Origin of the sequence: Micromonospora sp. L5 (assembly GCF_000177655.2) — a bacterium.
GTDB lineage: Bacteria > Actinomycetota > Actinomycetes > Mycobacteriales > Micromonosporaceae > Micromonospora > Micromonospora aurantiaca.
The window spans coordinates 2,256,080-2,282,351 of sequence record NC_014815.1 but is presented as its reverse complement, the minus strand read 5'-3'; the positions used below and the strand labels follow the sequence as shown (position 1 = coordinate 2,282,351).

Sequence of the window (26,272 nt, the reverse complement as noted above, 5' to 3'; positions counted from 1 at the left end):
GACCGGCGCGGTCGTCGCCCCTGCTCCGTCGGTACGCCTCAGCCGCAGAGCCGGCCGATCTCGTCCCGGAACCGGTCCATCGGGTTCGACCCGGCCGGGCCGAGCAGGTACTCCTTCAGCTCCCGCCGCGCCCCGGTCATCGGGTCGTCCCCGGCCCGGGTCACGTCGAGGATCTTCGTCAGCTCGCCGCAGTCCGCCGAGAGCAGGTACGCCGCCCGAGCGGTCGGGAACTGCCGCCGGAACTCGTCCTCGGGCAGGCCGGCCGGATTCGCCACCACGTACGGGCGCTCGCTCTGCACGAAGTCGGAGACCACGCTGGACACGTCGCTGACCAGCAGGTCGGTGACGTTGAAGCAGTCGAACAGCCCCGGCGTGCGGCCGGTGACCACCAGGTGCGCGGTGCCGTCCAGCGAGGACGGATCGGTCTCGCCGCCGGCGGCCTTGATCCGGGACACGATCCGCTCGTGCACGGCGCGGGCCTTCGGCGAGCGCGTGCCGGTCAGCGGGTGCGGCTTGTAGATCACCCGCACGTCCCCGGCTGCGAGCAGGCCGGACACGATCCGCTCACCCATCAGCACGAGCGACGTGTGGTACGGGTCGTCGTCGAGCCAGCCCTCCCAGGTCGGCGCGTACAGCACCGTGAAGCGGTGGTCGGCGGCGCCCGAGCCGAACGTGTGCACCCCGGCGAGCTGCGGGCGGCCGACCTCCACGATGTCGCGGTCCAGCACGCCGACGTCGGCCCGGGCGTACCGTTCCCGCCCGGCCGGCCCGGCCACCCAGACCTCGTCGTACACCTTGCTGTACGGGTTGACGCTCGCCTGCTTGTCGCTGTCGCCGTGGCCGACGAAGACGTGCTTCACGCCCGGCTCCCGCAGCAGGTGGATGTTGGCGCCGACGTTCGCGGCGTACAGCGCCACGCGCAGCGAGCCCAGGTCCAGGTTCATGAAGTCGACGCCGGCCGGCACGCAGATCACCGGCAGCCGGGTGTCGGCGAGCTGCTCGAACGCGTCCGCGGCGCGCAGCAGCACGACGGCGCGACGGCCGGTCGCCTCCACCGGCGCGAGCCACATGTTGGCCTGGTAGACGTCCTTGGCCGGGCCGGCGAAGTAGAGCGCCACCTCGGGCCGTTCCCGGGCCATCCAGTCGTGCACGGCGGGCAGCACACCCGGGGCCTTGCCCCGGCCGCGCAGCGCGGTGAGCGCCAGCACCGCGGCGGTGACCAGGCCGGCGGCGAGCGTGACCAGGGCGGTGAGCACCACCGGGGCGACCCGGTCGAGCGCGGCGGCCACCACTGCCGCGGGCACCAGCAGCACGTTCAGCAGCGGCATGCGCAGCCCGGCCAGCAGCCGCGCCCAGGCCGGCGGCACCGGAACCCGCCGCAGCGCGCCGAGGTCGATGTTACGGGTGTACGCCGGTGGGTCGACCCGGCCGTCGATCACCTTGGTCACCGCGTTGGTGGCGACGGCCACGGTCCACAGCGCGGCGGGCAGCAGCAGGACGGCGACGGTGCCGGCCACGCCGGGACGCACCGCGGCGACCACGAGCAGGACCATCGACAGGTCCCGCACCAGCCGCCGGAATGTCTCGCCCAGACCGGCCTTGTCGAGCAGCGTGGCGGTCTCGGTGTGCCGCCCGGCCAGGGCCAGCTCACCGGCGACGGCGACCACCGCGGCCACCGCGTACGGGACCACCAGGCCGAGGACTCCGGCGAGGACCATGACCGCGTAGCCGAGGAGCGTCGCGCCGACCGCGGCGAGACCCTGCTGGCTGCGTACTCTGCTGAACAACGACACGCTCCCTGTCTGCCCCACCGATGTCGGTGCGGGTCGATTTCCGACGGCTGCGACCCTAAACGGATCACATGACACAAGTATTGCCGGGGTGTCCGGCAGGTGAACTCCGCACGGCGTGATCCCGGCTCATCCCGGCGGCGGCACGCGACGGGCCCCGGCCGTTCGAGACGGCCGGGGCCCGCGGAGTCGGTGGGGTCAGCCCCCGATGACCACCCGGCGCACGCCGGTCCAGCGCGCCGGGTCGGTGACCCGGCGGCCGTCGACCAGCACCGTCACGCCCGGCAGGTCGGCCGGGGCGAGGGTGCGGTACTCGGCGTGGTCGGCCTGGATCACCGCGGCGCCGACCGGCTCGCCGTCGTACCCGGGCAGGCCGTGCGCGACCAGTTCCTCGTTCGTGTACATCGGGTCCGAGACGTACGGCACCGCACCCCGCCGGCGCAGCGCGTCCACGGTCGGGAAGACGCCGGAGAACGCGGTCTCCTTGACGCCGCCCCGGTAGGCGGCGCCCAGCACCAGCACGCCCACGCCGGTCAGATCGCCGTACGCGGCGGCGAGCAGGTCGACCGCGTACTCCGGCATGGCCGCGTTGGCCTCGCGGGCCGAGCGGACCACGGTGGCGGCCGGGTCGTTCCACAGGTACATCCGCGGGTAGATCGGGATGCAGTGGCCGCCGACCGCGATGCCCGGCGAGTGGATGTGGCTGTACGGCTGCGTGTTGCACGCCTCGATGACCTTGGTGACGTCCACGCCGACGGTGTCGGCGAAGCGGGCGAACTGGTTCGCCAGGCCGATGTTCACGTCCCGGTAGGTCGTCTCGGCGAGCTTGGCCAGCTCGGACGCCTCGGCGGAGCCGAGGTCCCAGACGCCGTTCGGGCGGTCCAGGTCGGGGCGCTCGTCGAAGTCGAGCACCGCCTCGTAGAACCGCACGCCGTGCGCGGCCGACGCCTCGTCGATGCCGCCGACCAGCTTCGGGTAGCGGCGCAGGTCGGCGAAGACCCGCCCGGTGAGCACCCGCTCGGGGCTGAACACCAGGTGGAAGTCGGTGCCGGCGGTCAGGCCGGAGCCCTCGGCGAGCATCGACGCCCACCGGTTACGGGTGGTGCCGACCGGCAGCGTGGTCTCGTAGCTGACCAGCGTGCCCGGCTTCAACCCACGGGCGATGGCCCGGGTGGCGTCGTCCATCCAGCCGAAGTCCGGCACGCCCTCGGCGTCCACGAACAGCGGCACGACCACGACGACCGCCTCCGACTCGGCGACCGCGGCGGCGGTGTCGGTGGTGGCCGACAGCAGGCCGGCGGCCACCGTCTCCTTGAGCTTGACGTCCAGGTCGGCCTCACCCGGGAAGGGCACGGCACCGTCGTTGACCAGCTGGACGACCCGCTCGGAGACGTCGGCGCCGATCACCCGGTGCCCCTTGGACGCGAACTGCACGGCCAGCGGCAGACCGATCTTGCCGAGCGCGACGACGCAGATGTTCATGAACTACTTTCCTCCAGAGGGCCAGATTCGGCGCAGGCGGGCAAGGAACCGACCGGGGGTCACCGGCGTGATCGCGACGATCACCTGGCCCTTGTGGTTCGTGGTGGGTGTGACGAGGTGCCAGCGGACACCGCGCCGGGCCACCAGCCGGGGTGCGGCGACGGGGCGGTCGGTGCGCAACGGCGCCGAGCCCGTCCCGCCCAGGGCGGAGACCTCGGCGCGTACGATACGACGCTCGCCTGTCCCCGCGACGACCGCCAGCAACCGGTCCACCGCGAAGTCCGTTCGTACGACGGTACCGCTGCCGGAGGACTCGGCCGACGTGACACCCGTCAGATCGCCCACACTGACCCGCAGCGCCTCCGCGCTCAGCTCGGCCAGCTCGGCCCGGCGGCTGCGGGCGGTGACCACCAGGGCCCGCGCCCCGGCGGCGTCGCGTCCCCAGGCCAGCCCGGTCGCGGTCAGCTTGGCCAGTATCGCGGCGGCCCGCTCGGTGACGTCGTACCAGTCGTCCGGGTAGCCGAACGCCGGGTCGCGGAAGCCGACGTGGTCGGCGTACCAGCGGTCGCCGTCGACGACCACCTCGGGCAGTGACCGGTCGGACTGCTGGCCGATGAGCGTGCACAGCGCGTCCAGGTCGCCGTCGCGAGCCACCGCCACCCGCAGCCGCTCCTCGGGCGCCATCCGGGCGGTCACCCCGTCGGTCAGGTACGCCTCGGCGAGCTTGCGGATCCGGTCGTGGACGTGCCGCTGCACGTCCGGGGCGAGGGCGAGGAACTCCGCGCGGAGCAGCTTCGCCACCTCCCAGGTGAAGTGGCGCACCAGCACCGCGTCCCGCCGCGGGCCGGGCTCGATCAGGCCGGCGACGAACCCGACGAGTTCCTCGGCGCAGCGCAACCGCTCCTCGAACCGGCTGGCGTACGTGATGTTCTGGGCGTTGTCCCGCTTGACCGCGTAGTAGAACTCGTAGTCGCCGAGGACCGACACCTTCTTCGCCCGGACGCACGCCTCCAGCGTGAACGGCTGGTCGCTGCCCATCCGCATGTCCGTACGGAACCGCAGGCCGTGCCGCTCGATCAGGTCCCGGCGGAACAGCTTGGTGTTCGACAACGACCAGGGCAGGTCGCTGTCGAACAGGTCGAGCCGCTCCCGGGTGGTGGCGTAGACGGCCTGGTGCACGTAGCGCTTGTTGGTGCCGACCATCCGGCCGAGCACCACGTCGGAGTCCCACCGGTCGGCGGCGTCGACGAGGCGCTCCAGCGCCTCCGGGCCGAGGTGGTCGTCCGAGCCGATGAAGAAGACGTACCGGCCGCGGGCGTGGTCGAGCGCCAGGTTGCTCGGCGCCGCCGGGCCGCCGGAGTTGGCCTGGTGCAGCACCCGGACCGTGCCCGGGTACCGCTCGGCGTAGCGGTCCAGTTCCGCGCCGCTGCCGTCGGTGGAGCCGTCGTCGACGGCGACGACCTCCAGCCGGTCCCGGCCGATGCTCTGCCCGACGAGCGAGTCGAGGCAGGCGGTCAGGTACGGCATGGTGTTGTAGACGGCGACCACCACCGTCACGTCCGGCCCGTTCACGCGCCCACCTCCACCTGTGCCGGCTCCACCGGGGCGTGCGCCGGCGGCGTCGGCCGGGGCGGCGCGTCGGGCAGCAGCCGGGAGTAGACCTCGTCGAGAACCCGCGCCTGCGCCTCCCAGGTCCAGCCGGCCAGCAGGCCCGGCCGGTCGTACGCGGCGCGGTACCGCTGCGGGTCGGCGAGCACCGCGGTGACCGCGCGGACGAAGTCGGCCACGTCCTCGGCGCGGAACACCTCGCCCTGACCGGTCTCCCGGACAGTCTCGGCCATGGTGCGCACGTCGGAGACGACCAGTGGCAGACGGGCGTGTGAATACTCGAAGAACTTGGTGATCAGCGCGATCTCGTGGTTCGGCCAGTGCTGGATCGGGATGACGCCGACCTGCGCGCCGCCGAGATACCGGACCACCTGGTGGTGCGGCACGTACGGCAGCACGTGCACCCGGTCCGCCACGTCCAGCTCACCGGCCCGGGTGACCAGGCCCCTGACGTACGCCGAGTCGGGCTTGTTGACCACGAACGCGACGTGCGCGCCGGGCAGCCGGGGCAGCGCCTCGACCATCACGCCGAGGCCGCGCTTGGCGGCGGCCACCCCGCTGTAGACCAGCAGCGGCTCGTCCGGCCCGAGCCCGCAGCGGGCGCGGATGTCCGGCGCCGGCCCGGCCGGATCCGCGGGCAACTCGTCCACCGCGGGTGCGTTGAGCACGACCGCCGGCCGTTCGGCCAGCCCGTGCTCGGTGCGCAGCAGGTCGGCCAGACCACCGGAGACGGTCATGGTGGCGTCGGCGTACGGCACGTACTCCCGCTCGTGCGCCACGTTGCCGGGCAGCCAGCGGGCGTTGTCGCGCCACGGCTGCACGCCGGGAAGATATTCGTGGGCGTCCCAGAGCAGCGCGATCCGGCGGCCCTTCGCGGCGGCCCGGACCTTCGCGCGGGCGCCGACGCCGAGCATCCGGAAGTCGTTGGCGTGGATCAGGTCCGGCGCCAGCTCGTCGACCACCGGGCCGTAGGCCAGCTCGTAGTCCCACAGGCCCGGTTCCAGGCGCCGCCACGCGCCGTCGCCGCGCAGCTTGCGCCAGAACAGCGTGTACGCGCGGTCCCAGGGGCCGTCCAGCTTGCGGCCCTTGCGGGCCCGGGTGAGCTGACGGTTGCGGAAACCGACCCACTTGCGGGTCAGGCCGGACAGCTTCTCCTCGGCGCGCAGCGCGGCCCAGGGCAGCCCGCCCGGCCGGCCCGCGCCGGACTCGCGGGCAGCGACGGTGAGCGCCGCCCGGCGGACCGCCAGGTCCGCGCGCCATGCCTTCACCGCCTGGGTACGCTGCGCCGCGATGCCGCTGGGCGGATAGGCGAGCGGGTGCCGCAGCCAGGCCCGGCGGAACTCGTGCCGGCGGCGGGCCAGCGGCTCGGGCATCGGCACGAGGCGTACCTCGGCGGCGCCGAGGCGCCAGCTCTGCGGGCTGCCGACCGGCGCCCGGCCGAGCAGCACGACGTCCCAGCCGGCATCGGCGGCGGAGCGGGCCGCCTTCTGCACCCGGGAGTCACCGATGACCCCGTTGTCCACCAGCATCACGACCCGTCCCCGGGTGCCCGCCGCTGCGGTCGTGCCGTCAGATCCCATTCCTGCCCGTTTCGTCGTCGCCAGCACCGCGCCCGCGGACCCGAGCGAGTCTACGACAGCGGATCGGGCTCGAACGCCCGCCGCCGCCGGTGCCCCACGACCTGGTGTGACGGTTGCTACCCTCCATCCTGTTCAACGACCGGCGCCCGCTCCGGGTCGTTCGCCGGGTCGCCGGCCGCGCCACGCGGGGCCTCCGGACAATCGCAGCTCAGCGCGAACGGGACCGCACAATGGACGTGGTGACCACCGAGGAACCCAGCCGGCCCGCACCAGCCCCGCCGACCGGCCCGGCCACAGCCGACCGCGTCCGGCCCGGCTACGTCCGGCGGCTGCGCGACGCCGCCCGGGACGCGGCGCCCGCGCTGGCGTTGTACGCGGTGATCCGGCTGATCGGCGTGCTCGTCGTCTACCTGTGGGCCCGCAACATCGACGTCTCCCCGGTCGAGCGGCTCACCCGGGCCGACGGCAACTGGTACCTCGGGATCGTCCAGCACGGCTACGACGGGTACGAGAAGACCCAGAGCAACATGGCGTTCTTCCCGCTCTACCCGGGCCTGACCGCGGCCCTGGAGCGGCTCTCCCCGTTCAGCCCGCGCGAGTCGGCGCTGGTCGTGGCGTGGCTGGCCGCGCTGGCCGCCGCCTGGGGCCTGTACGCCATCGGCAAGCACCTGCACGACAGGCGTACCGGCATCCTGCTCGCCGCGCTCTGGGGCGCCGTGCCGCACGCCGTCGTGGAGTCGATGGGCTACAGCGAGAGCTTGTTCACCGCGCTGGCCGCCTGGACGCTGTACGCGTTGCTGCGCCGGCACTGGGTGACCGCCGGTGTGGTGTGCCTGTTCGCCGGCCTGACCCGGCCCACCGCCTCGTCGCTGATCCCGGTGGTGGGGCTGGCCGCGCTGCTGGCGGTCGTCAGGCGGCGCGACGGCTGGCGGCCCTGGGCGGCGCTGCTGCTCGCCCCGGCCGGGTGGCTGGGCTACCTGGCCTGGGTCGGCACCCGGACCGGCCGGCCGGACGGCTGGTTCCACATCCAGTCCGCCGGGTGGGGCACCACCTTCGACTTCGGCGTCTACACCGTCGACCGGGGCCAGCAGGCGCTGGTGCAGGTGGCCGCATTGCCGCTGCTGGTGGTCACCGTGGTGGCGCTGCTGTCGATCATGTTCTTCGCGTTGAGCGCGATCGACCGGCAGCCGTGGCAGTTGCTGCTCTACAGCGGCCTGATGCTCGTCACCACGCTCGGCGCGGCCGGTTACTACCACTCCAAGGCGCGGTTCCTGCTGCCGGCGTTCCCGCTGCTGCTGCCGGCCGCCGTGGGCCTGGCCCGGGCCGGATGGGCCCGGGCCGGCACGGTGCTGGTCACGCTCGTGGCGCTCTCCGCCTACTTCGGCGGCTATCTGCTGCTGATCTGGACGAAGTCGCCGTGACCGGTCAGCGGGTGAACGGCCGGACGTCCCACACCCAGACGTCCTCGACCCGCTCCCCCGGGCCGTAGAGCGCGTCCAGCACGGTCTTCAGGTCGTCGTGGCGGCGGGCGCCGCGGTCGGGCAGCACCACGGCGTCGGCCTTCCAGTAGCGGACGTCGGCGCGCGCCTGGTCGACGTCGGCCTGGCCGACCGTGGTGTCCCGCTCGCCGAGCGAGACGGCGGTGAGCAGCTTCGCCGTGGGCTGCGGGTCGACGCCCCAGCGGCCGGTGTTGTCGGTGGCGGAGACCGGCGCGAGGAAGTAGCCCTCGGGGACGGCGAAGCCGGCCACCGCGGCAGAACTCCAGTACAGCGACGTCATGCCGTTCACCGGGACCGGGACGAGCGTGCGGCCGGGCGCCACGTGGTCGCGCCAGGTGCCGGCGGTGACGAAGTCCGGCACCGGGGTGCGGCCCTTCGCGTCCAGCGGCATCGGCAGGATCGGCAGTAGCGCGGCGGCCACCGCCACGGCCCCGACGCGGGCGGCCAGCCGGCCGGCCGGTTCGGTGCGGCGGGCGGCGAGCCGGTCCCCGGCGACCGCCAGCAGCACACCGAGCGCCACCGTGGTGATCAGCGCGAACCGGGACACCACCACGGAGTCGAACACGGGCAGGTTCTGCACCAGGGCGAACGGCGCGGGGACGTCGGTGCGACGGGTGCCGACCGTCCAGGTGGTGCCGATGGAGAACAGCGCCGAGACAAGGCCGACAGCCCCGAGGACCCGGACCGCGGTCTCCCGGCGCAGCCACCAGAGCACACCGGCCGCGAGCACCACCAGGGACCAGCCGTAGAAGCTGGCCTGCTCAGTGGTGTTCGGCGCCCAGCCGATCGCGCTGGTCGGGCCACCGGCGATCGACTTGGTGGCGAACTCGACGAACGAGCCGAGCTTGAGGGCGTAGATGTCCGGGGTGCCGGGGTGGCCGACCCGGTGCTGCGGGCCGGCGAACTGCATCCACAACGGGTACGCCGCCGCCGCGGACACGAGCACGGCGGTGATCGCCAGACCGGACAGCAGCGGACGCAGCCGGCGTACCGCGTCGCGGGGCCGGAAGACGAGGTAGGCCAGGACCAGCATCAGGCAGCCGAGCGCGGTCAGGAAGAGGATCTCCAGGCTGATGAAGAACTGGGCCACCACCAGCCCGCCCAGGATCAGGCCGTCGCGGATCACCCGCTCGCCGCGGGACAGCGCGATCACCCGCCAGACGATGAACGGCACCAGCCACTGCGCGGTGATGTGCGGGTGGCCGTTGCTGTGCGAGATCAGCGCCGGCGCGAAGGCGCAGAACAGTCCGCCGACGAACGCGGCCGCACGGGAGTCGACCACGTGCCGGGACAGCACGTGGTACCAGGCGTACCCGGTACCGGCCAGGTTCAGCGTGATGAACAGCAGATAGGAGAAGGACGCGCCGAAGAGCAGCGTGACCGGGGTGAGCACCAGGCCGGGCAGCTGCATCCCGACGTTCGTCATCAGGTTCACGCCGGCCGGGGCGTTCTGGAGCGTGGTGAAGAACGGGTTCTCCAGGTTGGTGACCGCGTGCGCCGCGTACGCCAGCATCCACTCGTTGAAGCCCTGGTCGTTCGGGCGGCTGCCGAGCAGCCGGCCGTCTTAGTCGCGCCAGCCGCGGGCGGTGACCCAGAACGCTCCGGCGAGGTAGACCAGGGCCACCAGCGCGTCGACCCGCCGCCACCGGCCGCCGCGCCGCTTTTCGGCCGCGGTGTCCGGCTCCGGCTGCTCCGGCTGCTCCGGCTGTTCCGGGGCCGCGGTCGTCGTCGGGCGCGGGGTGGACGACCCCGGATCGGACGAGTCGTCGGCCGCGGACCCGTCGCCGCCGGTGGGGGCGGGCTCACGGTCGCGGGTGTCGGGCGCAGGCGCGGTCATGGCGTAGGAGTCTACGAAAGCGGAGGCCGCGGTCGAGGACCGGCCGAGACGGCGTGTCCGGCCGGCCGGGACCGCCGGTGACGGGACCGCGGTGATCCGGGGCACGGCGCACCCGCCGGCCGCCGGGCGGCGGCAGGTCCGGCGCGCGAAACGGCGTTATTGTAGTGTCCGCACGCGCTCCGGCGGTCGTTACGCGGCCACCGGCACAGCAGGTACCGCGTCCGGCCGAGCCGTCCAGGCCGCGACACGGCATCTCCCCACCTCCCCAGGATCGGAATCGATGAACAACGGGCGAACTCTCTGGGACTCGTTGAAACTCCCCCGGCCGCGACGGTCCGGGTCCCGGCCGCACATGGTCTACCTCGCGATCGGCTTCCCACCGGCGGCCAAGAGCTGCGCCTACCGCATGCGGGAGACCGCGAACCAGTTCGCCGCCGCGGGCTGGGACGTGACCGCTGTCACCATCGCGGACGAGGCCTGGGAACGGGAGTACGGGCTCGACCACACCCTCTCCCAGGGTGTGGATCCCAGCGTGCGCGTGGTGAAGCTGCCGCTGTTCCGGGACGACCTCGAGACCGACATCCGCACGTTCACCGAGCAGCGTGCCCTGGCGCACAAGGACTACCTGGCCGACCTGCGCAAGCAGAACCTCAAGGTCTTTCCCGAGCCGGTCTTCGGCGGCTGGCGTCCGGCGCTGGAGAAGGCCCTGCTCCGGATCCACCGGGAGCGGCACGTCGACCTGCTGGTGACCACCTGCGCGCCGTACGTCAACCTGTCCGCGACCTGGAAGCTGTGGGAGACGCACCGGGTGCCGTACGTGGTGGACTTCCGCGACGGCTGGTCGGTCGACGTGATCAACAACGGTGAGGCGTTCACCCGGGAGTCGGTCTCCGGCCAGTGGGAGATCAAGCTGCTCACCAACGCCGTCGCCATCTGGAACGTCAACGAGCCGATCTCCCGCTGGTACCGCGAGCGCTATCCGGAACTGGCGCACAAGATGCGGGTCGTGCGCAACGGCTACGACGCGGCGAGCATCCCGGCCCAGGTCCGCCCCGCCCCGCCGGACCGGCCGCTGACCTTCGGCTACCTCGGCGCGCTGAACCTTCCCGTCCCGCTGCTGAGCGCCGTGCTCGAGGGCTGGCGCACGGCACGCGCCGAGGACCCGGCGCTGGCCGACGCCCGCTTCGAGGTGCGGGGCCACATCGGCGCCGCCTGGGCGCGCGGCGACAACGCGCACGCGGAGCTGCTCAGGGCCGCCGCCGTCGACGGCGTGCTGGTCGGCGGCTCGGTGCCCAAGGCCGAGGTGGTCGACCTCTACTCCCGCTGGGACGCGGTGGTGCTGATGGTGACCGGCGGCCGGTACATGACCTCCGGCAAGGTGTACGAGTACATGGCGACCGGCCTGCCGGTGGTCTCCGCCCACGAGGCCGACCACGACGCCTCCACGGTGCTGTCCACCTATCCACTCTGGACCGGCGCGGTCGGGCTGGACCCGGCCGAGCTGACCGGCGCCTTCCGGCGGGCCGCCGCGATGGCCCGTACCGCCGACGCGGCCGAGCGGGAGAAGGCCCGCGCCGAGGCGCGGCAGTACGCCCGCGAGGAGCAGCTCATCCCCGCCGTCCGGGAGGTGACCGAGCTGGTGCTGGGCACCGGCGGTCCGGCCGGCACCCCACAGCCCTCCCCCGCCGGCGCGCGCGTCCTGGCCCGAGAAGGTAGGTCATGATCGAGGTCCTGATGGTTATGGGCACCGTCCCCGGACGGGTGGCGGTCCTGACCGACGCGCTTCAGCAGTTCCGTGACAGGGGCGTCACCGTACGGGTGGCCACCACCTTCGACCCGGTGGAGAAGATCCCGGCGGCGACCGAGCTGGCCGAGGTGCACCTGCTGCCCACCGCCACCGAGCTGGGCCCCCGCTTCGGCCGGGCGGTCAAGCGGGCGGCCCCGGCCCGGCGCCCGTGGCTGCGCGCCCAGCGCGACCCGTGGGTACGCCGGCACGCCAAGCGGGCCGACGTCCTGGTCGCGCTCGACGCGCAGGCCCTGCACACCGTCTGGCAGCTCGCGCAGCGCTACCGGCGGGCCGACGCCGTCTACGGCATCGCCCCGGCGCTGCGGGCGGTGGAGAAGCGGTCCGCCGACCCGGCGCGCTACCGCCGTCCCCGGCTGAACACCGTCGGCCCGGCCCCGACCGTGCTGGCGAGCGCCACCCGCAACCAGACCGTCGACCTGGCGAAGCGGGTGTTCGAGATGAGCACCGGCAAGCGGGCCATGAAGCTCGGCCCGGTGCGCTGGTTCTGGCAGGGCGCCGTCACGGCGCCCGGCCTGCCGGAGCGGCACCGCGGCAAGATCGCCCGGCGGGTCACCGGCAACATGCTCAAGACCGGGCACGGCGCCAGCGCGAAGCGGCTGGCGCTGGCGGCGCAGGGCCGGCTGAAGAGCCCGGCGACCAAGGGGCAGCTCCTCGGCCCGATCGTGGACGCGGAACTGAGCCAGGGCAAGGTGCCCGAGCACCTGATGACAGTGGTGCGAGGTCAGCTCAAGCTCGCCGACGGCTTCCTCAAGAAGCGCAACCCGGGCAAGGCCGCGCCGCACGTGCTGCGCGCGTTCAACCTGATGTTTCACCGGATCGTGCAGTTCGACGGCACCACCTCGCCGCTGGCCGAGGACCCGGAGAAGTTCCTCGCGCCGCTGCACGACAGCGAGGCCGGCCGGGCGATGGCGACGCCGCGCGGGCGGCAGAGCCCGGCGGCGTTCCCGCCCGCCGGCCGGCCGCACCGGATGCTCTTCTTCACCGGGCTGAACGACAACTTCCTCGGGCCGATCCTGGAGCGCTACGAGGCGATGCCCGGGGTGGAGGTCCGCCGGCTGAACCTGATGGAGGAGTCGATCCTCCCGGTGCTCAGCAACGGCCGCACCAACGTGACGCTCCACATGCTCGCCGGCGCCTCCAAGCGGGCCGGGGAGGTCCAGGAGGCGTGGGGCCCCCACCTGGAGTGGGCGGACACGGTCTTCGTGGACTGGTGCAACCTCGGCGCCGCGATGCTGACGATGATCGACCCGGGCACCACCCGGGTGATCGTCCGCCTGCACAGCTTCGAGGCGTTCAGCTGGTGGCCGCACCTGACCGACTGGTCGCGTGTGGACGACGTGGTCTTCGTCTCCGAGCACCTGCGCGACCTGGCGCTGGCCGCGGTGCCGCGGCTGCGCGCGCCGCAGGGCCCGCGGACCCACATGATCAGCAACGCGATGGACCTGCACCGGTACGTGGCGCCGAAGGTCTCCGCCGACAGCCGGTTCACGCTCGGGCTGGTCGGGTTGAGTTCCCTGGCGAAGGACCCGCGCTGGGCCCTGGCGGTGCTGCGGGAGCTGCGCCGGCACGACGAGCGGTACCGTCTCAAGCTGGTCGGCGACGACCTCAACCCGGAGCTCAGCCCGGCGATCACGGCCTACGTCCGGGAACTCGACGCCGAGCTGGCCGAGCTGGAGCCGTCCGGCGCGGTGGTGCGGACCGGCCGTACCGAGGACGTCCCCGGTGCGCTCACCGACGTCGGGGTCATCCTCAGCACCTCGCTGCGGGAGAGCTTCCACTGTGCGCTCGTCGAGGGCGCGGCCAGCGGCGCGGTGCCCGTGGTGCGCGACTGGCCGTTCTTCGCCGGCCGCCCGCACAGCGCCCGGAGCCTGTTCCCGAGCGACTGGGTGGTGGGTACGCCGCAGGAGGCCGCCGAGCGGATCCTGGCCCTCACCGCCACCGAGGAGACCTGGCGTGAGGCGGGCCGGGCCGCGGCGTCGCACGTGCTGAGCACCTGGGACTGGTCGGTGACGCAGAAGGACTTCGACCGGCTGCTGCTGGAGCCGCCGGCCACGTCCGGCTGACCGGCGTACACGTGATTCGGCCGGCTCCCCGTGACGGGGAGCCGGCCGAATCGTTCTGTGCCGGGGGTCAGCGCGAGGTGGCCGCGTACTCCCGCTCGTCGCCGGGACGCCGGGACGCCGGAGGACGCGCCCCGCTCGCGGCGGGCGTGCCCAGCAGCGAGCCGTACACCTCGTCGAGGATCCGGGCCTGGGCCTCCCAGGTCCAGCCCTCCAGCAGGCCGGGCTTGTCGTAGGCGGCCCGGTAGCGCTCCGGGTCGGCGAGCACGGCCCGGACGGCCCGGACGTAGTCGGCCCGGTCCTCGGCGGTGAACACCTCACCCTGCCCGGTGGCCCGCGCGGTCTGCGCCATGGTCTTCACGTCGCTGACCACGATCGGCAGCCGGGCGTGCGAGTACTCCAGGAACTTCGTGATCAGCGCCAGCTCGTGGTTGGGCTTGTGGTGGATCGGGATGACCCCGGCGTCCGCGCCGGACAGGAACGGCACCACCTGCCAGTGCGCCACGTACGGCAGCAGGTGGACACGGTCCGCGACGCCGAGTTCGGCGGCCCGCTCCCGCAGCGCCTCGGAGAACTGGTTGTCGCCGTTCGGGTTCATGGTCACGAACGCGACGTGCACGTCGGGCAGCTCCGGCAGCGCCTCCACCATGATCTGGCAGCCCCGGCTCGGGTTCACCGCGCCGGAGTAGACGAGCACCGGCGTCCGGCTGTCCACGCCGCACAGCGCCCGCAGGTCCGGCACGTCGCCGTCGGCCTCGGCCGGCGGCGCCATCGGCGCGTTGAGCACCACGGCCGGCCGGTCGGGCAGGTTGTGGGTCTCCTGGAGCAGGTCGGCGAGCGTGTCGGAGACGGTCACCACCGCGTCCGGATAGGCGGCGTACTCAGCCGTGTAGGCGATCTGGGCCGGCAGCCAGCGCGGGTTGTCGGCCCGGCCGGTGATGCCGCCGACGAACTCGTGGGCGTCCCAGACCAGCTTGGTCCGCCGGCCGGCGGCCCGGGCCCGCAGCGTCGCCCGCGCGCCGATGCCGAGCATCCGGAAGTCGTTGGCGTGGATGATGTCCGGCTTGAGTTCGTCGAGCGTCTTGCGGAAGGCCAGTTCGAAGTCCCACAGGCCCGGGTCCAGCCGGCGCCAGGCGCGGTCGCCCAGCAGCCCCTGCCAGAACCGCACGGGCAGGCGGCTGAACAGCGCCTCCGGATCGGTCTGCGCCTTGCGCAGCCGACGGGTCTCGCCGCTGCGGAAGCGCACCCAGCGGGCGAGCGCGGTGGCGGCGGCGCGGGACGGCAGCTGGGCCGCCCGTCCCACGGCGGCCGGAAGCCCGCCGCCCAGCGCCTGGGCGCGGACGCGGCGCTCGTACAGATCGGCCTGCCATGCCTTGATCTCCTGGACCCGGTACGCGGCCTTGGTGGTGGACGCGTACGCCAGCGGCCGGCGCAGCGACCGGCTGTACTCCCGGGGCAGCCGGTGCAGCGGCTTGGGCACCCGCAGCAGCCGCACCTCGGCGCCGCCGATGCGCCAGGTGTCCACGTCGGAGCGGGCGTTGCGGATGCCGAGGAGGAAGACCTCCCAGCCGGCGTCGGCGGCCGAGCGCGCTGCCTTCTGTACCCGGGAGTCGCCGTGGACGCCGTTGTCGACCAGCATCACCACCCGGCCCCGGGTCGGTCGGGCATCGCTGTTAGCGCCAGCTTGCATCGGGTGCTTCTCCTCGTTGACGGTGCGGGCGTGGGCGGTGGTCGGGCGGGTCACCGGAGGAAGGCGTCGAAGACCTCGGCGGTGCGCCGCCCGTCGTGGTGGTCACGGACGTAACGGGTGCCCGCCGCGGCCAGGGCGACCGCGGCGGGCCTGTCGTCGAGCAGCGACTCGATGGTCTTGACGAGGGTGCCGGGGGTGGCGTTGGCGATCGGCGGCTGGACCCCGGCGGCCCGGTGCGGCCCTTCGCTGAGGTACGCCACCACGACCCGGCCGGCGGCCATCCCCTCGCAGGAGAAGGTGCCGTAGCTGCCCATCACCAGCTGGTCGACCACGATGTCGCACTCCCGCACCTGGCGCCGCATCTCGTGGTGCGGCAGCCCTTCCACCAGGCGCAGTTCGATGATCCGTCGATCGTGCAGCTCCTGCAACCGGGGCAGGAGCCGGTCGGTGCCCTTGGTCCACCGCTTCGACGGCGCGTGCAGCACCACCGGCCGGGCGCGTTCCAGCACCGGGCGGTCGCAGGCCCAGGCGTCCACGTCGACGATCAGCGGCGCCCACGTGGCGGACGGCACGTCGTCCAGCAGGTCGGGGGTGGTCACGAAGAACGGCAGGCCGCTCTCCTCGGCGGTGCGCCGGTTCCGCTCGGCGACTGTGGTGAGCTGCCCGATCAGGTCCTCCGGGGCGTCCCGGAACGCGGACTCGGCGTGCCGCTCCAGGTGCGCGCCCGGATGGCGGATCTCGCTGCCGTGCGCCAGCAGCGCGACCTTGAGCCGGGCCCGGCGCAACGCGGGCAGGTCCGCGGCGATGTCGTCGCCGTTGGCCCGGCCGAGCACCGGACGGAACGCGTCCACGATCAGGTGGGTGTACCAGCCGAGCACCCGCTCGGCCCGCGCGATCTGCACGTCGAGCCGGTGCTCGCCGGGGTAGTTCAGGTAGCGGTCGGCCGGGTAGCGGTAGGTGGCCTGTGGCTTGGCCATCACCAGTTCCGCGCCGACGTCGGCGCGGGCTGTGGTGATCGCCACCGCCAGGGCGGAGAGCTGCCCGGCGTAGTTCGCCGTGCCCAGCCCCAGCCGGATCGGCCCGGCGCCGAGCGGACGCCACGGGCCGGGCGTGCCGGCCTCGATCGGCGCGACCGGCGGCTCCTGCGCGGGAGAAGCCTCGTCGCCGCCGCGCTGCCGGGCCCGTTCCACCGCCTTGGTGAACGAGGGCAGCGAGCCGGGCGCGAAGAATTCGCCGCCGCCGTGCCGGGCCAGGTGCTCGCGCGTCACCCGGCTGTCGGCGGCGACCACCCGCAGCCCGGCGGCGAGGAAGGTGTCCAGCAGGTCGAGACCGGCGTCCGGGTCGAACCCGAACACCGCCACGTCCGCCGAGGCGAGGAACGCTGCCGTCACCGTACGCGGGCGCGGCACCACGTGGACCCGGCGGCACGCCTTGCCGGCGCGGCGGGTCAGGTCCTGGGCCGGCGCCCGCTCCGCCTCGTCGCAGACCAGCGCCAGGTGGAACTCGGGCAGCCGGACGAGCGCGCGCAGCACGCCGTCCAGCGCCCGGTCGCCGGTGATCCCGCCGGCGTGCACCAACAGCGGCGTGCCGGCGGGGAGTTCACACAGTTCGCGTACCGAAGGGGTCTGCCAGGGCCGCGCGCCGACGGCGGCCCGGCGGAGCGCGATGCGCCACCGCCGGGGAATCCGCCGCCGTACCGCGGAGACCGTCCGCCGCACCGGCGCCGGGCTCATCGCAGTGCCGGCTCCGCGTCGCTGCCGCTGGCCGCGACGGACACGACCTTGCCGTCGGCGGACGACTCCAGCAGGGCGGCCGCGACCTGCACGGTACGCAGACCCTGCCGCAGCGTGACGATGTCGCTCTGCTTGCCCTCGACCGCGTCCCGGAAGCGCTCGTGCTCGACCAGCAGCGGCTCCCGCTTCGGGATCGCGTAGCGGACCATGTCGCCCTCGGCCACGCCGCGGAACGCGCGCAGCGCCTCCCACTCGGTGTCGATGGCGGCGTTGGCGTAGAAGGTCAGGTCGGCGGTGAGCGTGTCGGCCACGAAGCAGCCCTTGTCACCGGTGACCACAGTCGACCGCTCCTTGAGCGGGCTGAGCCAGTTCACCAGGTGGTTGACCATCGTGCCGTCGGCGAGCTGGCCGACCACGGCGACCATGTCCTCGTGCAGCCGGCCGCTGCGCGAGACGGTGCGGGCGGCGACCGAGCTGTACTGCTGGCCGGTCACCCAGGCGGTCAGGTCGATGTCGTGGGTGGCCAGGTCCATCACCACGCCGACGTCGGCGATCCGGTGCGGGAACGGGCCCTGGCGCCGGGTCACGACCTGGAACACCTCGCCCAGCTCGCCCGCCTCCAGGCGGGTGCGCAGGCTCTGCAGTGCCGGGTTGTAGCGCTCGATGTGCCCGACGCCGGCGACCAGGCCGGCGTTCTCGAACGCCTCGACCAGCCGGGTGGCGGCGTCGACGGACTGGGCGAGCGGCTTCTCGATGAGCGCGCAGACGCCGTTGGCGGCCAGCTCCATGCCGATCGGCTCGTGCAGCGCCGTCGGGCAGGCCACCACCGCGTAGTCGACGCCGAGGGCGAGCAGGTCGCTCAGCTCGGGTACGACGGGCGCGCGCAGCGTGCCGGTCACGTCGCCGGCCGGGTCGACCACGCCGACCAGCTCGACGCCGTCCAGGTTGGACAGCACGCGGGCGTGGTTGCGGCCCATCGCGCCGAGGCCGATCAGGCCGGCCCGCAGCTTCCGTCCGCTCATCGGGCACCCCCGGCCAGGTTCGCGCCCTCGGCGATCCGCTCCAGGTCGGCGGGGCTCAGCGACGGGTGCACCGGCAGCGAGACCACCTCGGCGGCGGCCCGCTCGGTCTCCGGCAGGTCCCACGCGCCCGGCTTGCCGTCGGCGTCGAGGTACGGCTTGAGCCGGTGGATCGGGGTCGGGTAGTAGACCGCGTTGCCGATGCCCAGCTCGGTGAGGCGGGCCTGGGCGGCGTCCCGGTCGGCCCGCACCCGCACGGTGTACTGGTGGTAGACGTGCTTGGCGCCGTCGGCGACGGGCGGGGTGACCATGCCGGTGATCGCCGAGTCGAGGAACTTGGCGTTGGCGCGGCGCTGCTCGGTCCACTCGGCGAGCTGGGTGAGCTGCACCCGGCCGATGGCGGCGGCCACGTCGGTCATCCGCATGTTGGCGCCGACGATCTCGTTGGCGTACCGCTGCTCCATGCCCTGGTTGCGCAGCAGCCGCAGGGTCCGGGCGAGGTCCGCGTCGGCGGTGGTGATCATGCCGCCCTCGAGGGAGTGCATGTTCTTCGTCGGGTAGAAGCTGAAGCAGCCGGCGGTGCCGAACGCGCCGACCGGGGTGCCGTTCAGCTCGGCGCCGTGCGCCTGCGCGGCGTCCTCGACCACTGCGAGGCCGTGCTGCTGCGCGATCGCCATGATCCGGTCCATCGCGGCCGGGTGGCCGTAGAGGTGCACCGGCATGATCGCGACCGTCTTCGGCGTGATCGCCGCGGCGACCGCCTCCGGGTCGACGCAGAAGCTGCCCGGCTCGATGTCCACGAAGACCGGCTCGGCGCCGACCAGCCGGACCGCGTTGCCGCTGGCGGCGAAGGAGAAGGACGGGACGATGATCTCGTCACCCGGGCCGAAGCCGAGCGCCATCAGCGTCAGCTGGAGCGCGGAGGTGCCGGAGTTGACGGCGACGCAGTGCCGGCCGCCGACCAGGTCGCCGAACTCCTCCTCGAACGCGGCGACCTCGGGGCCCTGCACGACCCGGCCGCTCCGCAGCACCCGGACGGCCGCCTCGATCTCGGCTTCGCCGATGATCGGCCGTGCGGGGGGAATGAACTCTGGATGCGGCCCGACCATGGGGCTTCCTCCTGTCGACGCGTGGTTCATGAGAGACATTTCGGGGGATGGTACCGGTCTGTCGGGAAAACCAACGGGTTGCACTGATTGTCCGACCGGATGTGACCTTCTGTTCATGATCGACGACGGCCCTCCGGGGGCGGCCCGGGGTTCAGACTTCCACCTCGTCGCGTACAGGCCCCACGCATGCTACCCGCAGAGCGGCGACGATCGCGGCCGCCATCCGGGGCACCTCGGTGGGCTCCAGCGGGGCCCGGGAGATCGCCATCCGCCAGTAGACCGGGCCGACGATGAGATCGACGGCGGCGCGCCGGTCGGTGTCCGCGGACAGCTCACCGCGCTCGACCGCCCGGCCGATCAGGATCCGGCCGATGGCCTGCTGGTAGTCGTCCAGGGCGGCCTGCAGCTTCTCCGCGATCTGCGGGTTGCGGGCCGCCTCGGCCAGCAGGTCCGGGATGATCTGCGCGGCCAGCCGGTGACGCAACGCGCGCGCCATCACGTGCAGCAGGATCTCCAGGTCACCGAGGAGGCTGCCGGTGTCCAGCAGCGGGATGTTCCGCCCCGCCACCGCCGAGACCATGTCCAGCACCAGGTCGAGCTTGGAACGCCAGCGGCGGTAGATGGCGGTCTTGCTCACACCGGCCCGGCGGGCCACCGCCTCGATGGAGAGGCGACCGTAGCCCACCTCGGCCAACTCCTGCATCACGGCGGCGCGGATGGCACTGGTGATCTCCCCGCGCAGCACCGCCGCGCCGGCCGGGGCACGCCTCTTCTCGGTCGTCACGTGGAACAATGTAGCGCAACGACGGTACGGTTGCGTCCCGACGTTCGGTGGACTACCTTCCATGCAGCAGCGAGGCGGCTCCTCCCCGCCCGGCCACGCTGGATCTCTTTCACCGCACTGCTCCCCATCAGCACGAAAGATCGGAGCGCCTGAACATGGCCAACACCGCGGTGGCCGACCCCGAATCCGGACTGACCCGGGCCCAGCTGGCCCAGCGGTACGGGCTACGGGTGGCCGGGGAACGACCCGCCCTGGGTGAGTACGCCCGCAGGTTGTGGGCGTACCGGCACTTCATGACCGCGTACTCGCGGGCGAAGGTCGCCTCCTCGCTGAGCAACACCCAGCTCGGTCAGCTCTGGCAGGTGCTGACACCGCTCACCAACGCGGCGGTCTACTTCCTGATCTTCGGCGTGATCCTGGCCCAGCACCGGAACGTGCCGAACTTCATCGCGTACCTGTGCACCGGCATCTTCATCTTCATCTTCACCCAGACCGCGGCGTCCAACGGCACCAGCGCGATCACCGGAAACCTGGGCCTGATCCGGGCGCTCCAGTTCCCGCGGGCCGCGCTGCCGATCACCGTGACGCTGGTCCAGCTCCAGCAGCTGCTCATGTCGATGGTGGTGCTGGCCGCGATCGTGCTGCTGACCGGCGAGCCGATCACCTTCCGCTGGGTGCTGATCGTCCCCATGCTGCTGCTCCAGACGATCTTCAACGTCGGGCTGAGCATGGTGATGGCCCGACTCGGCTCCAAGGCCACCGACCTCAAGCAGGTCATGCCGTTCGTGATGCGCACCTGGCTGTACGCCTCGGGCGTGCTCTACCCGGTGGCACTCATCCGCGAGCACCTGCCGAACTGGGCGGCGAACATCCTGGAGTGGAACCCGCCGCTGGTCTTCATCGAGCTGGCCCGCTACGCGCTGCTCGACTCGCACCAGCCGAACCTGATCAGCTCCCCGCTGAAGCTGTGGGCGATGGGCCTGTTCTGGGCGGTCGTGATGGGCATCGGCGGGTTCGTCTACTTCTGGCGCGGAGAGAAGGAGTACGGCCGTGGCTGAGCAGACCCTGCCGCTGAACGCCGGCCCGGTGACCGACTCGGGTCGCGTCCCCACGGTGGTGGTGGACGACGTGCACGTGATCTACCGGATCCACAAGGGCGCGAGCGGTGGCACCACCCCGGTCTCCGCGCTCAAGCGGATCGTCTCCCGCACCAAGGCGCCGAACATCCGCGAGGTGCACGCGGTCAAGGGCGTGAGCTTCACCGCGTACGAGGGTGAGGCGATCGGCCTGATCGGCAGCAACGGCTCCGGCAAGTCCACACTGCTGCGCGCCATCGCCGGGCTGCTCCCGCCGGCCCGCGGCGCCGTCTACACCAAGGGCCAGCCGTCGCTGCTCGGCGTGAACGCCGCGCTGCTGAACGACCTGTCCGGCGAGCGCAACGTGGTGCTCGGCTGCCTGGCCATGGGCATGCCGCCGGAGGAGGTCAAGCGGATCGCCCCGGAGATCATCGAGTTCTCCGGGATCAACGAGCGCGGCGACTTCGCCTCGCTGCCGATGCGCACCTACTCCTCCGGCATGGGCGCGCGGCTGCGCTTCGCGATCTCCTCGGCGAAGAAGCACGACGTGCTGCTCATCGACGAGGCACTGGCCACCGGCGACCGCAAGTTCCGGGTCCGCAGCGAGCAGCGGGTCCGCGAGCTGCGCGACAGCGCCGGCACCGTCTTCCTGGTCAGCCACTCGATCGGCTCGATCCGGGACACCTGCGAGCGGACCATCTGGCTGGAGAGCGGCGTCCTGAAGATGGACGGCCCCACCAAGGAGGTCTGCGACGCGTACGAGAACCAGAAGTAGCGCCCTGGAGCGCACCGCACCGGGTTCCGCCCGGAGCGGTGCGCTCCGGCGTACGCGTTAAGGTTTTCGGATCCATCCCCTTTCACCCAGAGTGAGGTACGGCAATGACGCAGGACCACACCACCGCACCGGACGCCGCGCCGGCGAGCCCGGCACCCTGGCGCCCCGCGCGTACGGTGGCCGTGATCCTGGCCGGGGGGACCGGCACGCGCCTCGGGCTGGGCATCCCGAAGCAGCTCCTCAAGATCGCCGGTAAGCCGATCATCGAGCACACCCTCGCCGTCTTCGAGGCCGCGCCGGAGATCGACGAGATCATCGTGCTGATGGCCACCGGTCACGTCGACGACGCGCGGCGCATCGTCACCGACGCCGGCTTCCGCAAGGTCACCAAGGTGATCGAGGGCGGCGAGACCCGCAACGACACCACCCGGATCGCGCTCGACGCGGTCGGCGAGGGCGACGTCAACATCCTCTTCCACGACGCGGTCCGCCCGCTGGTCAGCGCCCGGATCGTGCGCGAGTGCGTGAACGCGCTCTGGACGTACTCGGCTGTCGACGTGGCCATCCCGTCCGCCGACACGATCATCCAGGTCGACGCGGACGACTGCATCACCGACATCCCGGTGCGCTCCCGGCTGCGCCGCGGCCAGACCCCGCAGGCGTTCCGCTCCGGCACCATCCGCGAGGCGTACCGCCGCGCCGAGGGCGACCCCGACTTCGCCGCCACCGACGACTGCGGCGTGGTGCTGCGCTACCTGCCCGGCACGCCGATCAAGGTGATCGACGGCTCGGACGAGAACATCAAGGTCACCCACCCGGTCGACGTGCACCTGGCCGACAAGCTGTTCCAGCTCGCCGCCGCGCAGGCGCCCCGGCTGACCGACCACCGCAGCTACGCCGAGGAGCTGACCGGCCGGACCATCGTGGTCTTCGGCGGCAGCTACGGCATCGGCCACGACCTGGCCGAACTGGCCCGCGGCTACGGCGCCCAGGTCTTCCCGTTCAGCCGCTCCACCACCGGCACGCACGTCGAGCGCGCCGAGGACGTGGCCGCCGCGCTGAAGACCGCGTTCGAGGCCACCGGCCGGATCGACCACGTGGTGGTCACCGCCGGCATCCTGGAGAAGGGCGCGCTGGCCGAGATGGACTCCGAGACGATGGACCGTCTCCTGCACGTCAACTTCGTCGGGCCGGTCACCATCGCGCGCCAGTCCCTGCCGTACCTGCAGCAGACAAAGGGCCAGTTGCTGCTCTACACGTCCAGCTCCTACACCAGGGGCCGGGCCCGCTACGCGCTCTACTCGGCCACCAAGGCCGCGCTGGTCAACCTGACCCAGGCGCTCGCCGACGAGTGGGCCGAGTTCGGCGTACGGGTCAACTGCGTCAACCCGGAACGCACCGCCACCCCGATGCGGACGCGGGCGTTCGGCGAGGAGCCGGAGCACACGCTGCTCTCCTCCGAGGCGGTCGCGCAGGCGTCCCTGGACGTGCTGATCTCCGACCTGACCGGCCAGGTGGTCGACGTGCGCCGGTCCCCCGGCGAGCAGGTGGCCGCCGTGCCGGCGCAGCCGGGCCCGCACCGGTCCGAGCTGTCCGCCGACGCCTGAACCCGACGGGACGTACCAGATGCGTGGTGACCTGGTCCGCAAGCTGCTCGCCCGGGGGCTGACCACCGGGCTGGCGGTGCTGGCCTTCCTCGTCGTGGCGCTCACCGGCGCCACCGGCTGGGGCCTGGCCCTGGCGGTCGCGGCGCTGGCCGCCACCGCCTGGGAGCGCCGGGTCCGGCCGTCCGCCGACGGTCTCGCCGAGACGGTGCTCGTCGCCGCCGGCATCCTGGTCGGCTACGCCCGGCGCCTCGACGACGGCTTCGACCCGGCGCTCGCCGCCACCGCGCTGGTGCTGCTCGGGCTGGTGCTGCTGGTCGGCCCGCTGCGGCAGGCCGGCGCACTGGAGATCCGGGCGGCGAACCTCCCGGTCCGCACGTGGACACCCGTGGTCGCCGCCCGGCTCGGCGACGCGCTGCTGGTGCTGCTCGCCGTGGTGGCGCTCGCCGCCGCCCTGACGCTGCCCGCCTGGACGGCGCTGGTCGCCGCGCTGCTCGTCGGCGCCGGATGCGGGGCGGTCGCGCTGGACCTCGCCCGGCGCCGGTTCCGGCCGCCCGCCGGAGGCGGCCCGGTCGGCCGGGCACTGCGCCGCCACCAGCCCGAGTTCGTGCTGCACTTCTCCGCGCCACCCGGCTCGGAGTACCAGGTCACCATGTGGCTGCCGTACCTGGAACGGATCGGCCGCCCGTTCGTGGTGGTGCTGCGCGAGCCGGAGCTCCTGCCCGCGGTGGCCGCCGCCACCCGCGCGCCGGTGGTCCTCTGCCCAACCCTGAAGGCGCTCGACGAGGCGCTGGTGCCCAGCCTGCGGGTCGCGTTCTACGTCAACCACGGCGCGAAGAACGCCCACCTGATCCGGTTCAACCAGCTCACCCACGTGCAGCTGCACCACGGCGACAGCGACAAGGCCCCCAGCGCCAACCCGGTCTCGGCCATCTTCGACAAGATCTTCGTGGCCGGGCAGGCCGCGATCGACAGGTACGCCCGCGCCGGCGTGGAGATCCCCGCCGACAAGTTCGTCGTGGTCGGCCGGCCCCAGGTCGAGGCCATCGAGGTACGCCGGGAGCCGGTCACCTCGCCGGCGCACCCCACAGTCCTCTACACCCCGACCTGGACCGGGCACCACGCCGACGCGAACTACTGCTCGCTGCCGGTGGCCGAGACGCTGATCCGCCGGTTGATCGACAGGGGCGCCGCGGTGATCCTGCGCGCCCACCCGTACACCGGCAAGAACCCGGCCTCGGCCCGCCAGCTCGCCCGGCTCACCGAACTGCTCGCCGCGGACCGGGCGAAGACCGGCCGGCCGCACCTGTGGGGCGCCGCCGCGGCCCGCGAGCTGACGCTCACCGAGTGCGTCAACCGCGCCGACGCGCTGGTCTCCGACGTGTCAGGGGTCATCTCCGACTGGCTCTACTCCGGCAAGCCGTACGCGGTCACCGACACCGGCGCCGACGGCGAGCACTTCGTCGAGCGGTTCCCGCTCGCGGCGTCCGGCTACGTGCTGCGGCGTGACATGTCCAACGTGGACGAGGTGCTCACCGACCTGCTGGACGCCGACCCGAAGGCGGCGCAGCGCTGGACGGCGCGGACCCGCTACCTGGGCGACTTCCCCGCCGACGCCTACGCCGAGGCGTTCCTGTCCGCCGCCCGCCGGGAGCTGGAACCCGACTGGGCGGTCCCGGCGCCGCGCGCGGCTGGCTAGAAACGCGGGCGGCCCGTCGCGGGCCGGCTCGCCCGCTCAGAGGTACGGGTCGAGCAGGGCGAGCACCGCCTCCGGGTCCTCGACGTGCGCGTTGTGGCCCAGCCCGGGCAGCGTGGCCACCGGCACGCCCAGTTCCTTGAGCTGCGCGTCGGTCACCATCGGGTCCAGCTCGCCCCGGGCCAGCAGCACCGGCACGTCGGTGGCGGCCAGCAGCACCGGCAGCCGGGGCTCCCCGACCGCGAACGCCGCCGGGTCCATGGCGAGCCGCCAGCGGCCGTCCTCCCGCCGCAGCCCCGCCTCCACCACCGGATGGTCCGGGGCGAACAGCCCGGCGAGCCCGGACACGCGCAGGTAGCGGCGGGCCGCCTCGTCACGGGTGGCGAACCAGGTGACCGGCCGGGCGGCCAGTTCCGCCGACTTCGCCAGCTCGGCCGGGGACCAGACCGCCTTGATGCCGAGCCCGACCACCGCGTCGACCGGAAGCCCTCGCTGCCGGGCCGCGAGCGCCAGCGCCACCACCCCGCCGAGCGAGTGCCCGAGCAGCACCAGCCGGTCCTCGGGGCCGAGCCGGACCGGGCCGAGCCCGTCGACCACGCGCTGGGCCAGGGCCTCGAACGAGTAGCCGTCGAGCGGCGGCGACCAGCCGTGACCCGCCAGGTCGGGGGCGAGCCAGCGGCCGGGCCAGCGGCGTTCCAGCAGCGGCGCCCAGGGCAGCCACACCTCGCCTGTGGCACCCATGCCGTGCAGGAGAATCAGGTGCCGCTTCCCCGTCGCATCGCCCATTGGCGCAGTCTGCCACCGCCCGCCCCGGACACGCGAGACCGAACCCGCCGACCCGCCCCACCCTCGCCCCGGCTCGCCCACACCCCGCCCCCGGTCCGCCCTCGCCCCCGCGCCGCCCTCGCCCCCGCCCCGTCCTCGCCCCCGCGCGCGGCCCTCGCCCCGCGCCGTCCTCGCCCCTGGCGCCCCCTCGCCCCGGCTCCGGCCGCCCACACTCCGCCCTCACCGTCGATCTTGGAGTTATGGCACCTTCCATAGCGGGCGAGCCAGACAAACTGGGCGCCACAAGTCCAAGATCGGCGCGCGCCAAGGCGGCGTGAGGGCCGCGCCAGGACCGGGC

At 73.2% G+C, this 26,272-nt stretch carries 19 protein-coding genes; 7 read left to right on the top strand and 12 right to left on the bottom strand.

Features of this window, described 5'->3' with window-relative positions; genetic code table 11:
- Positions 1-38: 38 nt before the first annotated feature.
- From ML5_RS11025 to ML5_RS11010, 4 genes are all read right to left on the bottom strand, one after another.
- On the bottom strand, positions 39-1,787 hold the full coding sequence (locus ML5_RS11025; protein ID WP_013474736.1) for a CDP-glycerol glycerophosphotransferase family protein: 1,749 nt from the start codon (positions 1,785-1,787) through the stop codon (positions 39-41).
- Positions 1,788-1,988: 201 nt separating this feature from the next.
- On the bottom strand, positions 1,989-3,272 hold the full coding sequence (locus tag ML5_RS11020; RefSeq protein ID WP_013285272.1) for a nucleotide sugar dehydrogenase: 1,284 nt from the start codon (positions 3,270-3,272) through the stop codon (positions 1,989-1,991).
- A gap of 3 nt (positions 3,273-3,275) precedes the next feature.
- Positions 3,276-4,844, bottom strand: coding sequence for a glycosyltransferase (locus ML5_RS11015; protein WP_013285271.1), 1,569 nt, complete (start codon positions 4,842-4,844; stop codon positions 3,276-3,278).
- Complete coding sequence (locus ML5_RS11010; protein WP_369752120.1) at positions 4,841-6,460, bottom strand: glycosyltransferase family 4 protein; 1,620 nt, start codon at positions 6,458-6,460, stop codon at positions 4,841-4,843. The genes ML5_RS11015 and ML5_RS11010 overlap by 4 nt, the downstream gene beginning before the upstream one ends.
- Before the next feature lie 230 nt (positions 6,461-6,690).
- Between ML5_RS11010 and ML5_RS11005 the strand changes: the two genes are divergently transcribed.
- A complete protein-coding gene (locus ML5_RS11005; RefSeq protein ID WP_013285269.1) occupies positions 6,691-7,881 on the top strand; it encodes a glycosyltransferase family 39 protein in 1,191 nt (396 codons plus the stop codon).
- 4 nt (positions 7,882-7,885) lie between these two features.
- Here the strand turns inward: ML5_RS11005 and ML5_RS11000 are convergent, their stop codons facing one another.
- Positions 7,886-9,472: a hypothetical protein gene (locus tag ML5_RS11000; RefSeq protein WP_236619402.1), complete on the bottom strand. Its 1,587-nt coding sequence runs from the start codon at positions 9,470-9,472 to the stop codon at positions 7,886-7,888.
- A gap of 51 nt (positions 9,473-9,523) precedes the next feature.
- Positions 9,524-9,796: a hypothetical protein gene (locus ML5_RS32770; RefSeq protein ID WP_236619401.1), complete on the bottom strand. Its 273-nt coding sequence runs from the start codon at positions 9,794-9,796 to the stop codon at positions 9,524-9,526.
- Positions 9,797-10,076: 280 nt separating this feature from the next.
- Here ML5_RS32770 and ML5_RS10995 point away from each other — a divergent pair, with 280 nt between their 5' ends.
- Positions 10,077-11,519, top strand: a complete 1,443-nt coding sequence (locus tag ML5_RS10995) for a glycosyltransferase (RefSeq protein WP_013474735.1) — start codon at positions 10,077-10,079, stop codon at positions 11,517-11,519.
- The gene (locus tag ML5_RS10990) at positions 11,516-13,666 is read left to right on the top strand and encodes a glycosyl transferase (protein WP_041784171.1); all 2,151 of its coding nucleotides are present in this window, start codon (positions 11,516-11,518) and stop codon (positions 13,664-13,666) included. The genes ML5_RS10995 and ML5_RS10990 overlap by 4 nt, the downstream gene beginning before the upstream one ends.
- Before the next feature lie 67 nt (positions 13,667-13,733).
- Here the strand turns inward: ML5_RS10990 and ML5_RS10985 are convergent, their stop codons facing one another.
- The 5 genes from ML5_RS10985 to ML5_RS10965 all read right to left on the bottom strand — a co-directional run bounded on the left by ML5_RS10985 (position 13,734) and on the right by ML5_RS10965 (position 19,998).
- Complete coding sequence (locus ML5_RS10985; protein WP_176921763.1) at positions 13,734-15,353, bottom strand: glycosyltransferase family 4 protein; 1,620 nt, start codon at positions 15,351-15,353, stop codon at positions 13,734-13,736.
- 50 nt (positions 15,354-15,403) lie between these two features.
- On the bottom strand, positions 15,404-17,086 hold the full coding sequence (locus ML5_RS10980) for a glycosyl transferase family 1 (protein ID WP_013474732.1): 1,683 nt from the start codon (positions 17,084-17,086) through the stop codon (positions 15,404-15,406).
- Positions 17,083-18,108 carry a Gfo/Idh/MocA family protein gene (locus tag ML5_RS10975; protein WP_013285263.1) on the bottom strand — a complete coding sequence of 342 codons (1,026 nt, stop codon included), beginning with the start codon at positions 18,106-18,108 and terminating at the stop codon, positions 17,083-17,085. The genes ML5_RS10980 and ML5_RS10975 overlap by 4 nt, the downstream gene beginning before the upstream one ends.
- Positions 18,105-19,214 carry a DegT/DnrJ/EryC1/StrS aminotransferase family protein gene (locus ML5_RS10970; RefSeq protein ID WP_013474731.1) on the bottom strand — a complete coding sequence of 370 codons (1,110 nt, stop codon included), beginning with the start codon at positions 19,212-19,214 and terminating at the stop codon, positions 18,105-18,107. Before ML5_RS10970 ends, ML5_RS10975 begins: the two co-directional genes overlap by 4 nt.
- Before the next feature lie 151 nt (positions 19,215-19,365).
- Positions 19,366-19,998, bottom strand: coding sequence for a TetR/AcrR family transcriptional regulator (locus tag ML5_RS10965; protein WP_013285261.1), 633 nt, complete (start codon positions 19,996-19,998; stop codon positions 19,366-19,368).
- Positions 19,999-20,153: 155 nt separating this feature from the next.
- Between ML5_RS10965 and ML5_RS10960 the strand changes: the two genes are divergently transcribed.
- From ML5_RS10960 to ML5_RS10945, 4 genes are all read left to right on the top strand, one after another.
- A complete protein-coding gene (locus ML5_RS10960; RefSeq protein ID WP_013285260.1) occupies positions 20,154-21,056 on the top strand; it encodes an ABC transporter permease in 903 nt (300 codons plus the stop codon).
- Positions 21,049-21,849 (top strand): ABC transporter ATP-binding protein, encoded by an 801-nt coding sequence (locus ML5_RS10955; RefSeq protein WP_013285259.1) that lies wholly within the window; start codon positions 21,049-21,051, stop codon positions 21,847-21,849. Before ML5_RS10960 ends, ML5_RS10955 begins: the two co-directional genes overlap by 8 nt.
- 104 nt (positions 21,850-21,953) lie before the next feature.
- Positions 21,954-23,456 carry a bifunctional cytidylyltransferase/SDR family oxidoreductase gene (locus tag ML5_RS10950; protein WP_013474730.1) on the top strand — a complete coding sequence of 501 codons (1,503 nt, stop codon included), beginning with the start codon at positions 21,954-21,956 and terminating at the stop codon, positions 23,454-23,456.
- Between the two features lie 19 nt (positions 23,457-23,475).
- Positions 23,476-25,152, top strand: coding sequence for a CDP-glycerol glycerophosphotransferase family protein (locus tag ML5_RS10945; RefSeq protein WP_013474729.1), 1,677 nt, complete (start codon positions 23,476-23,478; stop codon positions 25,150-25,152).
- 36 nt (positions 25,153-25,188) lie between these two features.
- On the opposite strand, the gene ML5_RS10940 is transcribed toward ML5_RS10945, so the two are convergent.
- Positions 25,189-25,935 (bottom strand): alpha/beta fold hydrolase, encoded by a 747-nt coding sequence (locus ML5_RS10940; protein ID WP_013474728.1) that lies wholly within the window; start codon positions 25,933-25,935, stop codon positions 25,189-25,191.
- Positions 25,936-26,272 lie beyond the last annotated feature (337 nt).

Bases quoted from the DNA above. Each gene is read 5' to 3' on its own strand.
- ML5_RS11020 (WP_013285272.1), bottom strand. From the start codon at position 3,272: ATGAACATCTGCGTCGTCGCGCTCGGCAAGATCGGTCTGCCGCTGGCC.
- ML5_RS11010 (WP_369752120.1), bottom strand. From the start codon at position 6,460: ATGGGATCTGACGGCACGACCGCAGCGGCGGGCACCCGGGGACGGGTC.
- ML5_RS11005 (WP_013285269.1), top strand. From the start codon at position 6,691: ATGGACGTGGTGACCACCGAGGAACCCAGCCGGCCCGCACCAGCCCCG.
- ML5_RS11000 (WP_236619402.1), bottom strand. From the start codon at position 9,472: ATGCTGGCGTACGCGGCGCACGCGGTCACCAACCTGGAGAACCCGTTC.
- ML5_RS32770 (WP_236619401.1), bottom strand. From the start codon at position 9,796: ATGACCGCGCCTGCGCCCGACACCCGCGACCGTGAGCCCGCCCCCACC.
- ML5_RS10995 (WP_013474735.1), top strand. From the start codon at position 10,077: ATGAACAACGGGCGAACTCTCTGGGACTCGTTGAAACTCCCCCGGCCG.
- ML5_RS10990 (WP_041784171.1), top strand. From the start codon at position 11,516: ATGATCGAGGTCCTGATGGTTATGGGCACCGTCCCCGGACGGGTGGCG.
- ML5_RS10985 (WP_176921763.1), bottom strand. From the start codon at position 15,353: ATGCAAGCTGGCGCTAACAGCGATGCCCGACCGACCCGGGGCCGGGTG.
- ML5_RS10980 (WP_013474732.1), bottom strand. From the start codon at position 17,086: ATGAGCCCGGCGCCGGTGCGGCGGACGGTCTCCGCGGTACGGCGGCGG.
- ML5_RS10975 (WP_013285263.1), bottom strand. From the start codon at position 18,108: ATGAGCGGACGGAAGCTGCGGGCCGGCCTGATCGGCCTCGGCGCGATG.
- ML5_RS10970 (WP_013474731.1), bottom strand. From the start codon at position 19,214: ATGGTCGGGCCGCATCCAGAGTTCATTCCCCCCGCACGGCCGATCATC.
- ML5_RS10960 (WP_013285260.1), top strand. From the start codon at position 20,154: ATGGCCAACACCGCGGTGGCCGACCCCGAATCCGGACTGACCCGGGCC.
- ML5_RS10950 (WP_013474730.1), top strand. From the start codon at position 21,954: ATGACGCAGGACCACACCACCGCACCGGACGCCGCGCCGGCGAGCCCG.
- ML5_RS10945 (WP_013474729.1), top strand. From the start codon at position 23,476: ATGCGTGGTGACCTGGTCCGCAAGCTGCTCGCCCGGGGGCTGACCACC.
- ML5_RS10940 (WP_013474728.1), bottom strand. From the start codon at position 25,935: ATGGGCGATGCGACGGGGAAGCGGCACCTGATTCTCCTGCACGGCATG.